Source organism: Pseudidiomarina homiensis, from assembly GCF_003987225.1.
Classification (GTDB): domain Bacteria; phylum Pseudomonadota; class Gammaproteobacteria; order Enterobacterales; family Alteromonadaceae; genus Pseudidiomarina; species Pseudidiomarina homiensis.
Window position 1 is genome coordinate 140,754 of sequence record NZ_PIPX01000003.1, and the last position, 13,238, is coordinate 153,991.

The following is a 13,238-nucleotide window of genomic DNA, read 5'->3' on the forward strand; positions in this document are numbered from 1 at the left end:
CAGCAATACTGTCCAAGCTTATCGTTAGTGTTGAGGTTCTTTCGCACCATCATCTGCCACATATTCCATTGGCGGGTTGACCCAAATAATACGATTTTGGGTTGTTGAACGTTTTGAGGCAGCTTCCACCGCTGCTACATACTCCTGATCAACAACTAATTTGGTTGGTGCTTGTACTGTGTGCGTGCTCGAACATCCGCTGATCAATGCAACGCCCAACAGGCCTAGTGAGAGTACTAAAGTACGCATAATCACCTCCTGCGGTGTCTGTTGCTAGCTAAAGTATAGCTGCATTTTTGAGAATTTTTGCAACTCTAATTGTCTCAATGACTTACAAGTTGTATGCTGGCAAAACCACATCAAAAAGCCATTTTCTTGAACTTGTACAATGAAAAAATTAAGTGCATATCACATTACCGCATCGGTACTTCTTTTGGCCTTCGTCAGTCTCAGCTCGGCGGCAGCTGCCACACTTGAGCCAACTGCTCACGACGAACAACCGCGGCGCAGCAACGTTAGCTTTAATGACGTGCTTAAAGTGCCCTTTAGCAAACCCGACCAACGTACTTACTACGGCGAAGCACCGATACAATTTGTTGAGCGCTGGCAAGCTGTCAAAGACCAGTCATCAACGCCGGTCATCATAAGCATTCATGGCGGCTGCTGGTTAAACGCATACGCTATTGACCACACCTATGCCATGAACAGCGCGTTACGTGAGGCTGGGTTTGAGGTCTGGGCGTTGGAGTACCGTCGGGTAGGTGATACCGGCGGTGGTTGGCCAGGTACATTTGTCGATGTCCAACAGGGCTTAGCTCGTATTGTCGCAGAGTTTGGTGGTGAGCAGGCATTAGCGCAGCGGGATGTCACTCTCATGGGACACAGCGCTGGTGGGCATTTGGCGTTGCTTGCGGCACAGCAAAACACGCAGATCGTTGACCGTGTCGTTGGTTTGGCAGCGATCACCGATCTTAGCACCTATGCGCAGGGCGAAAATAGCTGCCAACAAGCGGGCAAACGTTTTATGGAGGGTGCGGACGCCACAGCGTGGCAGGCCGCTAACCCTGCTACAATGGCACCAGCGCAGCCGGTCTATCTTTTTCACGGCGATGCTGACAGTATTGTGCCACAGCAGCAAAGTCGTACCTACGCCGTGCACGACAACGTGCGACTGCTATGGCTTAAAGGCGCAGGTCATTTCGACGTCATTGATCCACAGAGTCACGCATGGCTTGCTCTCGTCACCCAACTTAAAGAATTAAGCGCACAGAACTAGGAAGCTTTTATGAGTAGTATTGACTTCGCCACCCTTGCCCGCCGTGATGCCGACGATCCGTTGGCGGCCAAGCGCAGTCTTTTTAAAATCCCCGCAGACACGGTTTATTTGGACGGCAATTCGCTTGGTCTATTAACCCATCAAACTGCGCAGCGCGTGCAAGAAGTAGTGCAAGCGCAATGGGGCGATGATGCGATTAAGAGCTGGAACTTGCATGACTGGGTCGATTTACCGCTTAGCGTCGGGAATAAAATTGCACCATTGATTGGGGCTGAGCCGGGGCAGGTTATCTGTTGCGATTCCATTTCAGTTAACCTTTTTAAAGCGCTCAGTGCTGCTCTGCGACTGCAAGATGGCCGTAACACTGTCATCTCGACCGCCGATAACTTTCCAACGGACTTATACATGGTACAGGGGCTCAGTGAGCTCCTTGGCGAACAACGTTGCCAGTTACAGTTGGTTGACGAGGCTGACTTACTTGCTGATCCTCAGCGTGTGATCGACGAAACCACAGCGGTCGTCCTGTTGACTGAAGTTAACTTCCGCACCGGTCGGCGTTTACCCATGCAGCAACTGATTGCGCAGGCGCATGCGGTAGGTGCTTTAGTTATTGTTGACCTTGCACATAGCGCCGGCGCAATGCCCGTGGCGCTCGATGCATGGCGCGCCGACTTCGCCGTCGGTTGTACCTACAAATACTTAAATGGTGGCCCTGGAGCGCCAGCCTTCATCTATGTTGCCGAGCGTCATCTAACACAGCTGCAGCAGCCTATTGCCGGATGGTTTGGGCACGCCCAGCCGTTCGCCTTTGACCCCATTTACCAGCCCTCGCCCACCGTTAAACAAATGCTGAGCGGTACGCCCTCAGTGCTTGCTATGAGCGCGGTCGATGCTGCCTTAGATGCATTTGTGGATGTTGATTTGCAGGAATTGCGAAATAAATCACTGGCGTTAAGTGAGTTGTTTTTGGAGTTACTCGAAGCCAACGGGTTAGCGGGCAGCTTTACCTGTATCTCGCCCAGCACTACCGCCGAACGTGGCAGTCAATTGTCATTTGCACACCCTGAAGCGTACGCCATTTGCCAAGCATTGATTGACGCTAAAGTCATCGCCGATTTTCGTGCGCCTAACTATTTGCGCGTCGGCTTTACGCCGTTGTACACCAGTTATACCGACATCGGCACAGCCGTTGCACGACTGAGCACCATCATGCAACAAGAGAGCTACCGCGCGCCACGTTTTCAGCAGCGACACGCGGTCACATAGTACAAGCCTAGCGCAACACCAACACCGGTGTTGTGCTTTCTTGCAACATACGCATGGTCGTGCTGCCCACCAAGAACTGACGGATACGCGAGTGCCCAAAGGCGCCCATCACCATCATGTCGATGCTGTGTTCCGTTTGGTAAGCATGCAGAGCTTGTTCGACATCGCCGGCAAGCAATGCTGTTTCCACCTCATGACCACCAGTACGCAGTTGTTGCGCCGCCCACTCAAGTCTTTCACGATTATCCGCAGTGTCAGCATCTACCATGACAATATGCACTGGCATACCTTTAAATAGCGGGCTTTGAGCCAGCAATTCGACACCTTTTTTGGTAGTTGCGCTAGCGTCAAATGCCAACATCGCCGTCTTCGGTTCGCTAAAACTGTCTGGAGTTAGCAGCAGTGGGCGATGTACCGTGCGGATCACCGTTTCCAAATGACTGCCAACTTTATGCAGTTGGTTCACCGAATCCTCACCATGTAACCCCATCACTGCGAGTCGAACATCACTTTCCATGTCGAGCAGGGTTTCGGCGAGCTCTCCGTGGCGCTGCCGTTGATGCACATTCTCAACGCCCAACGTCTGAATTTTTTGCGCGGCCTGCTCGAGCACCATATGGCCATGCTTTAGCGCTAACTTGGCGCGCTGTTCATCCAGCTCGGCCAGTTGCTCCAACAAGCCCTCGCGAGTACCTAGACCAATATTTCCGGTCACGTCGGTACTCACCTCGCGCGCATGATCTTCGAGTACGTGTAACAGCATCAACGGTGCCGATAACTGCTTCGCCGACCAAGCTGAATACTCACAGACTGCAGTGTTCGCAGTCGCGGCATCAATGCAGCCAATTACGTAAGACATAGTATTCTCCTTCGTTCGGCCAGTTTAGTGGCCGCCCATGATTTCATCGGTGGCGCCCGGCTTGTCGTGCACACCAAAGCGGTCGACAATGGTAGCGCTGGCTTCATTTAAGCCAATCACTTCAACGTCGGCACCTTCACGACGAAACTTGATCACGACTTTATCAAGCGCGCCAACTGCGGTGATGTCCCAAAAGTGAGCTTTGGTCAAATCAATCACTACTTTATCAACCGCTTCTTTGAAGTCAAAAGACGCCACAAACTTGTCGGCTGAACTAAAGAAGACTTGCCCGATAACCTGATAATGACGCACTGTTCCGTCATTGTCGATCGTTGAACTAACGTGCATAAAGTGACCAATTTTGTTGGCGAAGAACATGGCCGCTAGCAATACGCCAACACCGACACCAATCGCTAGGTTATGGGTCGCCACCACCACCACGACAGTGGTTACCATAACGATGTTGGTCGATAACGGGTGCTTACGCATTTGTCGCAATGAATCCCAACTGAAAGTACCAATAGAGACCATGATCATTACCGCCACCAACGCAGCCATTGGGATTTGTCGCAGCCACTCATCAAGAACCACAATCATCACCATTAAGAAGACACCGGCAACCAACGTCGACAAACGCCCACGACCACCTGACTTCACATTGATAACCGATTGACCAATCATGGCACACCCTGCCATGCCACCGAATAAGCCAGCACCAATATTGGCAATCCCTTGACCACGGCATTCACGGTTCTTGTCACTGGTCGTGTCGGTTAGGTCATCGACAATCGTTGCGGTCATCATCGATTCCAGTAAACCGACTACAGCAAGGCCCATAGAGTAAGGAAAGATGATCATTAAGGTATCGAGGTTAAGTGGCACATCTGGCCATAAGAATATCGGCAACGTATCCGGTAATTCACCCATGTCGCCAACCGTGCGGATATCAATGTTCCAGACAATCGCCACCACCGTTAAGCCAATGATGCAAACCAGTGGCGACGGCAACAGCTTGCCGACTTTAGGTACGTACGGGAACAGATAAATGATACCAAGGCCCGCCGCGGTCATCGCATAAACATGCCATGTCACATTAGTAAGTTCAGGCAACTGCGCCATAAAAATAAGAATCGCCAAGGCATTCACGAAGCCCGTGACCACTGAGCGCGAAACAAAGCGCATTAAATCACCGAGTTTCAACACTCCCATGATGATTTGTAGCACCCCGGTCAGTAAGGTCGCTGCTAGCAAATATTCAAGCCCATGCTCTTTGACTAGGGTCACCATGAGCAATGCCATTGCCCCAGTCGCGGCAGAGATCATGCCAGGACGACCACCGACAAAGGCAATAATCACCGCGATACAGAAGGAGGCATAAAGACCGACCTTTGGATCGACGCCAGCAATAATAGAAAAGGCGATCGCCTCTGGAATAAGCGCCAACGCCACCACAATACCCGCGAGCACATCGCCACGAATATTCGCTAGCCACTGACTACGAATCGTATTCATCATATTTTTTTCACTTAAGTTAACTAAAGAAGGTTAATTAAATAGTTTTATCGCGAGCTGCGATCAATAAAGATGCCGCCTCACTGGGAGCCAGCAAAAAAAGGAAGGTCTGTTACGTCTAGGGTGGCGTAAGCAGTTGCAAAAGATGTTCTCCAATTGCGTTTAAAATAGGGCGCGGAGTATATAGCAAACGCGCCCTAGCTTCAAATTAGTTCCCCTGCGAACCACTCATCACGTCAGCAAGGCTACTTTGCCCCTTCTGCGGGCGAAGTACGGCACACGGACTCCCCGTGTCGCCACAACCTACGCCCTGAATACGTGAGCCAATCGAGCGGTTATCAAAATTTGGCGCCTCCTCGAGTTGCTCAACCAAACGGCCAAGTTGCGTGCGATACAAGCTAGCATCAGCAGTGACGGTGATGCGCTCCATCGCCTGTTCAGCGGCCTGCAAACGCTCGCCTTGCTCGGATTGGGCAAATTCTGTTGGCGCCAATTGTTGGTTGACCACACGTAGTTGCTGACGTGCATTGGTGTGGCCTGAGCGCGCTAAACGCGCATACAAAGCCCCCGCTTTCGGCAGGTCTTGCTCAACCAATGTGCCCGTTTGGTACAACCGTGCTAACGCATACATAGCGGTTAGCAAGTTCGCTTCGGCGGCCTTTTCCAGCAACGGAACCGCGGCTTGTTGATCAGCGCGATCCGTTGCCGCCAACAACTGTACAGCCTTTTCATACTGTGCCGGTGCATAATCTTCGGCGGCGGCGCGGTCGAGCCATAGTTGCGCTTGTTCTGCGTCTTGTTGCACCACAAAGCCTTTCGCATACCAATCCGCAAGCACGAACATAGCCAACGGATTACGGCGACTGGCGCCACGTTCAATGAACGTCTGCGCCTTCGCCAAGTCCTGCTCGACGCCATCGCCACTCGCATAGGCAATCGCCACCACTGCCGCAGCGTCACCACTACCTTTACGCGCAAAACGTTCAAGCTTGGTCAGTTCCGCCTCACAGTCACCACTTTGGCATATCGTCACACCTTCGGTAACGTCTGCGTGAACTTCGACTGATCCTAGATGCATGCCAACGAAAAGCACCACCCCAATCAGTTTTACCGACGAGCGAATCATATCGCTGGCTCCTGTTGGTTAAGTTACATCATTTGGCCAAGCGGGAGGCTTTGACCGTTCAAGTTTAGTAAACCTTGAGCGACTTCAGCATCAAGCAGATACTGTTCATTCTCAATTTTCAGCAGTCCCTGCTGCACAAAGTTTTGCAACACCATCGTCGCTTGTTGCGTCGCCATTTGTTCCAATTGCGCTGGATCTAATTCTGTTTGACCGCTCGCTTCGAGCATGCTCAGAACATAAGTCTTGGCGAGTCGCTCTGCTAAAGGCTTATCGATAGCCACACGAGCACTAGCAACCATGTTTTGCTGGATAAACTGTTCATCAAGCTGAGCCGGTACTTGTTCGAGTTCGGCTAGCGCTACACGCATTGAGCCATCAAGCTCGCCCTCGGGCATACGGAAACCAAAATCACCAATAGCGAACTCAGGCTGCGCCATCAACAGAGCTTCTTTATGACGCTCCATCATTGCCGTCATTTGCTGTTCAAGCACCTGCGGATCCTCTTCACCGACGAAGTCCTTCATGGTCTCAAAGTAATCATCAACAAAACCACGATCGATATTATTAACCGCAGTCAGCAAGCGCAGTTCAGTTGCTTCAGTTCCACCTACAAACACTTGCTCGGCACGATAACCCATGTGTATGTGGGCAAGGCGGCCATCCTCACTTTCTTTAAGTGTGATATCGCTCACTAGATGACTCAGCAAAAAGAGTTCTTCATCCGCAGATTCCACGCGCATTTGACCGATCGTGAACGTCGCCGTCGAAGGGTAATATTTTCCGACAATCATGGTCTTTAAGTCCGCTTGGGCATCGACATTCATAGCCATCGCATTCAACTCAACCGCAAACTCTTCGGCAACGTTGAATAACAGCTGCTCGTAATTGCCTTGATAAGCGAAGCTACCACTACTGTAGCTACCGTCACCACGATACTCAGTCAGCGTGAAGTCGAATTCCGGAATCGCGTCGGTACTTTGCAAACGCGGAATGTAATCTTGATAAACGGCATTGCCCAGAAGGCTTACGCTACCTTGCTGCAGGTAAAACGGCTGGCTTTCATCCCACTGCACATAGGTTTCTAAACCTTTACCGCTATTTTCAGCCTGCCATGAGGCTAAGCCCACCGAAAAACCTTGGTCGGTAAGAATGGGGCCGTGCTGAATAGATAACTCAATATCGGTGGTCAACACTTCGGCCTCTGGATCGGCCAATAACTTCGGTAAATCGATGCCGAGCTCTACAACAACTTGCGAACTAAACCAATTGCGCTCGTAACTCACCACTTCGAGCGTGTAGCCTGGCTGTTCTTGATCGAAAAGTTCCACGTGCTCACGCAAACTCGATTCCGTTTGCGAACCAATGATTGTTGGACTAACGATTAGTCCCGCCGCTACAACAATGGCTCCAATGCCCCATCCTTTCTTGCTCATTTTTATTCTTCCGCAGTTTGTTGTAAAAACGTTAGGTTAACGGATAAGTAGGCACAATTCACGTTAAACCTTTGCGAAAAAGGTGGACTTACCGGTGATCTTTTCCGTTTAATTGTAAGAAATAATATCAAACACCTTTTTACCTTTAGGGAGCCACGTGTTGCGCCAACTCGCATTGCTACTACTCGCCACCGTGTTCGTCTTCAGCGGTATCGCCGGCTGTTCATCCAGTGATTGGCGTAACACCTCGCGCGAACCTGCGGGTTTATCGTTAACCCCAACAGCAACGCAGGAAGCTGTGATTGAAGCCTATGCGGCCGATGCATTTGGTTGGCGTGGCTGGTTTGCGGTGCATACGTGGTTAGCGGTCAAACCTGCAAACGCGGACGAGTATACCGTTTATGAAGTGGTTGGGTGGCGCGTGGACAGCGGGCAACCGGCACTGCGCATTTATCAAACAGCAACGCCCGATCGTTACTGGTACGGTGCACGCCCAGAAAAACTATTGACGGTGACGGGTGAGCAAGCCGCAGATTTGATCCCACAAATTGCCGCAGCGGCAGAAGAATACCCATGGACGAACGAATATGAAGCGGTTCCGGGCCCGAATAGCAACACCTTCCCGGCGTGGATTGCGCTACGTTTTCCCGAGCTTGGATTGCAGTTACCCTTTAGCGCGATTGGCAGTGGCTATGCTGACAATGACCCACGGCTGCCCTACTAGTTTGACTCCCGCGCAAGGCTAACATCTTGCGCGTCGCCGTACACACAGACCCGATCGCGACCATTACCTTTCGCCTGATACAACGCGGTATCTGCGTCATGCAAGGCCAGTTCGATCGAGGATACGTTTAAGTCAACTTCGCTCACCCCGATACTCACCGTCACCGTCAGGTCGGCTTGCTCAGCGGCTAACTTTAACTCCCGCACTTGTTGGCGCAGTGTTTCAGCAATGGCCTCGGCGCTGCTGAGTGACGTGCGGTACAACAAGATCACGAACTCCTCGCCACCGAAGCGGGCGACGACATCATGTGAGCGGCAGGACGCACGGAGTAGCTCGGCAAGCTGCACCAATACTTGGTCACCGACATGATGACCATAGGCATCGTTCACCTGCTTAAAATCATCAAGGTCTATTGCTAAAACCACGAGCGGCACGTTTTGGTGTTTCGCTTTTGCCAATAATTCGTTCGCACGGCGATGAAAATAACGACGATTATAGAGCCCGGTGAGCGAATCCGTTTGTGCTTCGATACGAAGTTGCTCCTGACTGGCTTTAACCTGTTCCAGCATCTTAATGCGATACGCCACAATAAAGGCCAGCATTAATGCTTCGAGCATAATACCAATCCCAACACCGTGCTTGGTCACATAACTAAAATCAAGAATCGACTTGTAATAAAGCACCGCTAGAGCATTAAAAACAAAGAAGAAACCGTGCCCTAATAAGAAATAAATTGCCAATGGATGGCCTTTCCGCCAAATCGACAGGCCCACCGACAGGGTCACCACAATCATGATTGCGGCAATGGTACTGGCATAGCTAAGTGCGCCGACGATATCAAAAATACCGTAGACAAAATCAGCCACGATGACCGCGAGCAACAATGACAAAATCTTGTGTTCGGTGGGAAAGCTACGTTTGGTATCAAAGATCGCGATCATGAACAAAATCAGAAATGCCGCCATCGCCATCAGCGACAAATGAAATTGCAAGGCAATATCGCCGAACAAGCCAAACATATTGCCTAGTAAACCGTACGATAATGCAATCCAAGTCGCGCCAGAAATAAGGTAGAGCGCATAGTAGACGTTTTCGATTGAGCGCGATGAAAAATACAGGAGAAAATTGAAGATAATTAGCGCCAGCAAGATCCCCACCATTAATGCGATATCCAGCATAGTGCCTGCTAACGCATTGCGTGAGTGCTGCTCATCATAAACATTGAGCGCAAACCATTGGTGCGAATACGACCAACTGTGCACGTAAAACGTCGCGCTTTCGCCTGCGCCAAGGGTTGTATCATAAACCGCTTGTTCACGAATCATCGACGGATGTTGCTTCGCGTTATTCAGATCAATTTTAATTTTGTTGCTCAGCAGGCCATCGCGCAGTTCATAAAAACCTACCGCACGATTATGATAAGCCTCAGGGAAGTGAATAAACACGCGCCGGGGCACACTTGCAGTGTTCTCCAGACGAAATCTAAGCCACACTGATTTAGCCTCAGTGCCTAGTGCTAATTGGCTTTCATAGGGGGTGAATGTGAGCGCGCGCACTTCATTAAGGCTCATAGCGTCGCGTGGCGCAACCGAATATTCGATTGGAAAGCTCTCCAACTTTATAGGCTCGGCGCTGATCTGGCTCGTCGGAATGGCAGCATGCGCCGCAGTACTGAAAATCAGCACTATGCAGCTTACCAAAAGCCAGCTCATCAGAAGCCAGCTGAGCTGGCGCAACAATGCAGTCATGTAAAAAAGTCTTTGCAGTTTATTTAATTATTATTGTCCGACAAGCGTAATACATAACGGTAAAAAATTCCACGCAGACGAAAGGGGTGAAAATGTGGATAATAGGCGCTGTTGAATCTTTTCACGGCACACGCCCTCGCAATAAGTAGCGCACACAATGGAAATCAAAGTTAATTTTCTCGACAATCTCCGCCTCGAAGCCAAATTCGACGACTTTACAGTGGTCACCGATCAGCCGATCCGCTATAAAGGCGACGGCTCGGCGCCGAGCCCATTTGACTACTTTTTGGCGTCGTCGGCGATGTGTGCGGCCTATTTTGTGAAGGTCTACTGCTTATCACGTGACATCCCCACCGAAAATATTCGCTTGTCGCAAAACAATATCGTCGACCCAGAGAATCGCTACAACCAGATTTTCAAAATCCAAGTCGAGCTTCCTGAAGATATTTCTGACAAAGATCGCCAAGGCATTTTACGATCCATTGATCGTTGTACCGTTAAAAAGGTTGTGCAAACCGGCCCTGAATTCCAAATTGAAGTGGTCGAGAACCTTGATGAAGATGCTCAGGCGCTATTGATGGGGGCACCAGAGGGCGGCTCACTCACCTACATCGAAGGGAAAGATCTACCGTTAGAGCAAACCATTGCCAACATGACGCAAATTCTTGCCGACCTCGGCATGAAAATAGAGATTGCGTCGTGGCGTAACATCGTGCCACACGTGTGGTCGCTACATATTCGTGATGCCGCATCGCCAATGTGTTTCACCAACGGTAAAGGTGCGACCAAAGAAGCCGCTTTGGCGTCAGCACTAGGTGAGTTCATCGAGCGTTTAAACTGCAACTTCTTCTACAACGACCAGTTCTTTGGCGAAGAGATTGCCAATAGCGAATTCGTACACTATCCGAATGAAAAGTGGTTTGCGTTAACCGAGGACGATAGCCTTCCCAAAGGATTACTCGATGACTATTGCCTGCCAATTTACGATCCAGAAGGCGAGCTGCGCGGCTCACATTTAATTGATACCAATTCTGGACGCCGTGATCGCGGCATCTGCGCTTTACCCTTTAAGCGCCATTCCGACGGTGAAACCCTGTATTTTCCCTCGAATCTGATTGAAAACTTGTACCTGAGCAACGGTATGAGCGCGGGTAATACGCTCGCGGAAGCACAGGTGCAATGTTTGTCGGAGATCTTCGAGCGCGCCGTGAAGCGCGAGATTCTCGAAAACGAAATTGCCCTCCCCGAGGTGCCGGATGACGTGATGGCGCGCTATCCTGAGTTGGTAGAAGCGGTGCAAGCGTTGGAGGCACAAGGTTACCCGATTTTAGTCAAAGACGCCTCGTTAGGTGGTCAATTCCCGGTGATGTGCGTGACCTTGATGAACCCGCGAACGGGAGGCGTATTTGCCTCTTTTGGTGCGCACCCGAGTATGCATGTGGCACTCGAGCGCAGTCTTACCGAGCTGATGCAGGGCCGCAGTTTTGAAGGCCTAAACGACTTCCAGCCACCCACCTTTAATTCCATGGCAGTGAGCGAACCGAATAACTTTGTCGAGCACTTTATCGATTCATCAGGGTTAGTCTCTTGGCGTTTCTTCAGTGCACGCAGCGATTACGAGTTTGCCGACTGGGATTTCTCGGGCAGTAATGCCGAAGAATCCGACGGCTTGTTCCAAATCCTCGCCGACATTGGTAAAGAAGCCTATGTCGCGGTGTATGAAGACCTTGGTGCGCCAGTATGTCGTATTCTGGTACCCGGCTATTCAGAAGTGTACCCGGTCGAAGACCTGGTCTGGGATAACACCAATATGGCGCTCGACTACCGCGAAGACATTCTTAATTTGCATCGTTTGTCGGACGAACAGTTACGCGATCTCGTTGATCGTTTAGAAGAAAGCCAGCTCGACAACTACACCGATATCATCACCTTGATTGGTATTGAGTTCGACGAAAACACCGTCTGGGGCCAACTGACGATTTTAGAACTGAAACTGCTCATTTACTTGGCACTCGGCGAGCACGAAGATGCGCTCGATTGCGTGGAAATGTTCTTACAGTACAACGACAACACCGTTGAGCGTGTGCTGTTCTATCGCGCCGTGCAAGCCGTTTTAGAGATTGAATTAGACGAAGAGCTGGAGCTCGACGACTTTATTTTTAATCTACGCCGCATGTACGGTACCGACACCATGACTGCCGTCGTTGGCTCTGTTACCGGGAATGTCCGCTTTCATGGTCTCAAACCAACCAACATGCAGCTCGACGGTTTAGACAAACACCTGCGCTTAATCGAGAGCTATAAAAAGCTCCATGCCGCACGAGGCGCAAAGCTATAGCTGATCAATATGCTCAAATGCGGCACGTAAACCGGCGTTGTAACCTACTTCAAGGCGCTCGCGCTGACGCGTGAAGCGCCCAACCGGCATAGAGTCCGGCGGGGCAATAATGTGAACCGTGCAGTCCGCGGGCGGGTTTTCGATAAAGTCGATGGTGGCGTTGTAACGTTCAGCACGATCTTCGATAGCATCGCACAACTTCGGATATTGGCTAAGTATACGGCGGGTAATGCCGAGCGAGCGCCCTGAGGTTTTACGATAACCTTTCGCACGCGACAGAATCACTGTGATTTCACGTGCTCCCATCTCATAGGCCTTCAACACCGGAATAGAATCCGCCACACCTCCGTCAGTCATCGCCACGCCATCGACTTCGGGAAAATCACGAAACGCCAACGGAATCGCGCACGATGCCGGAAAGAGCTGATGCATGTTTTGCTCATTCACTTGGATATAGCACGGCGCGCCATCTTCAACCCGCGTCGTTACCGCATAAAGTGGGATTTTGCCCGCTAGGTAGTGTTCGAAGTGCAGCTCAATCTGATCGTAAGACGTGCGCCACAACCATTCCACATCACACAAGTGCCCGCCAAGCATGCCGCGGATTGGGTCAATAAAGTCTTTCGATTGCGCCAGCTCAGTGAGAATCCGGTAGCTGCGTTGGTAGTCATCAGTTAAATAACCAATGAGGTTGGTCGAGCCAGCCGAAACGCCGATAGCGACATCAAAGGGCTTAAATTTATCGCGCATAAACCCATCGAGTACGCCGGCGGCAAAAATACCGCGCATAGCGCCGCCTTCGACAACTAGCGCACGTTTTGTTTTTGCTGTCACAATTGCTTCGCTTCTTATTGGTTATACCGCCTTGCGGCGACTCAAGTCCCCTACCCCACAAATAGTAGCATCGAAAGGCGCTGAATTAAAAAAGGCGCCTAATGCGCCTTTTTAGTCTCTAA

General features: G+C 50.7%; 11 protein-coding genes. 4 read left to right on the forward strand and 7 right to left on the reverse strand.

The features are described from left to right. Positions 1-24 precede the first annotated feature (24 nt). A complete protein-coding gene (locus CWI70_RS11555) occupies positions 25-249 on the reverse strand; it encodes a hypothetical protein (protein ID WP_126773908.1) in 225 nt (74 codons plus the stop codon). Between the two features lie 139 nt (positions 250-388). Here CWI70_RS11555 and CWI70_RS11560 point away from each other — a divergent pair, with 139 nt between their 5' ends. Beyond that, positions 389-1,276, forward strand: a complete 888-nt coding sequence (locus tag CWI70_RS11560; RefSeq protein ID WP_126773910.1) for an alpha/beta hydrolase family protein — start codon at positions 389-391, stop codon at positions 1,274-1,276. An 18-nt stretch (positions 1,277-1,294) separates the two neighbouring features. Beyond that, entirely contained in the window at positions 1,295-2,542 is a 1,248-nt protein-coding gene (gene kynU, locus CWI70_RS11565; RefSeq protein ID WP_420849363.1) for a kynureninase, read from the forward strand. Between the two features lie 7 nt (positions 2,543-2,549). Here kynU and CWI70_RS11570 read toward each other — a convergent pair whose 3' ends face one another. From CWI70_RS11570 to CWI70_RS11585, 4 genes are all read right to left on the reverse strand, one after another. Beyond that, positions 2,550-3,401: a universal stress protein gene (locus CWI70_RS11570; RefSeq protein ID WP_126773914.1), complete on the reverse strand. Its 852-nt coding sequence runs from the start codon at positions 3,399-3,401 to the stop codon at positions 2,550-2,552. Positions 3,402-3,425: 24 nt separating this feature from the next. Next, on the reverse strand, positions 3,426-4,916 hold the full coding sequence (locus CWI70_RS11575) for a SulP family inorganic anion transporter (protein WP_126773916.1): 1,491 nt from the start codon (positions 4,914-4,916) through the stop codon (positions 3,426-3,428). A gap of 205 nt (positions 4,917-5,121) precedes the next feature. After that, positions 5,122-6,039, reverse strand: a complete 918-nt coding sequence (locus CWI70_RS11580; protein WP_126773918.1) for a tetratricopeptide repeat protein — start codon at positions 6,037-6,039, stop codon at positions 5,122-5,124. A 23-nt stretch (positions 6,040-6,062) separates the two neighbouring features. Next, positions 6,063-7,472, reverse strand: a complete 1,410-nt coding sequence (locus tag CWI70_RS11585) for a YdgA family protein (protein ID WP_126773920.1) — start codon at positions 7,470-7,472, stop codon at positions 6,063-6,065. Positions 7,473-7,632: 160 nt separating this feature from the next. On the opposite strand from CWI70_RS11585, the gene CWI70_RS11590 reads away from it, so the two are divergent. After that, on the forward strand, positions 7,633-8,196 hold the full coding sequence (locus CWI70_RS11590; protein ID WP_241967904.1) for a DUF3750 domain-containing protein: 564 nt from the start codon (positions 7,633-7,635) through the stop codon (positions 8,194-8,196). Here the strand turns inward: CWI70_RS11590 and CWI70_RS11595 are convergent. After that, the gene (locus CWI70_RS11595; RefSeq protein ID WP_126773922.1) at positions 8,193-9,944 is read right to left on the reverse strand and encodes a GGDEF domain-containing protein; all 1,752 of its coding nucleotides are present in this window, start codon (positions 9,942-9,944) and stop codon (positions 8,193-8,195) included. The two genes, CWI70_RS11590 and CWI70_RS11595, sit on opposite strands and share 4 nt — an antisense overlap. A 157-nt stretch (positions 9,945-10,101) precedes the next feature. Here CWI70_RS11595 and CWI70_RS11600 point away from each other — a divergent pair, with 157 nt between their 5' ends. Beyond that, entirely contained in the window at positions 10,102-12,282 is a 2,181-nt protein-coding gene (locus tag CWI70_RS11600; protein ID WP_126773923.1) for an OsmC domain/YcaO domain-containing protein, read from the forward strand. Here the strand turns inward: CWI70_RS11600 and CWI70_RS11605 are convergent. Then, complete coding sequence (locus tag CWI70_RS11605) at positions 12,277-13,116, reverse strand: patatin-like phospholipase family protein (RefSeq protein ID WP_241967899.1); 840 nt, start codon at positions 13,114-13,116, stop codon at positions 12,277-12,279. The two genes, CWI70_RS11600 and CWI70_RS11605, sit on opposite strands and share 6 nt — an antisense overlap. Between the last annotated feature and the right edge of the window lie 122 nt (positions 13,117-13,238).

Coding starts and splice junctions, on each gene's coding strand:
- CWI70_RS11595 (WP_126773922.1), bottom strand. CDS start 9,944: ATGACTGCATTGTTGCGCCAGCTCAGCTGGCTTCTGATGAGCTGGCTT.
- CWI70_RS11555 (WP_126773908.1), bottom strand. CDS start 249: ATGCGTACTTTAGTACTCTCACTAGGCCTGTTGGGCGTTGCATTGATC.
- CWI70_RS11600 (WP_126773923.1), top strand. CDS start 10,102: ATGGAAATCAAAGTTAATTTTCTCGACAATCTCCGCCTCGAAGCCAAA.
- CWI70_RS11580 (WP_126773918.1), bottom strand. CDS start 6,039: ATGATTCGCTCGTCGGTAAAACTGATTGGGGTGGTGCTTTTCGTTGGC.
- CWI70_RS11575 (WP_126773916.1), bottom strand. CDS start 4,916: ATGATGAATACGATTCGTAGTCAGTGGCTAGCGAATATTCGTGGCGAT.
- CWI70_RS11570 (WP_126773914.1), bottom strand. CDS start 3,401: ATGTCTTACGTAATTGGCTGCATTGATGCCGCGACTGCGAACACTGCA.
- CWI70_RS11585 (WP_126773920.1), bottom strand. CDS start 7,472: ATGAGCAAGAAAGGATGGGGCATTGGAGCCATTGTTGTAGCGGCGGGA.
- CWI70_RS11560 (WP_126773910.1), top strand. CDS start 389: ATGAAAAAATTAAGTGCATATCACATTACCGCATCGGTACTTCTTTTG.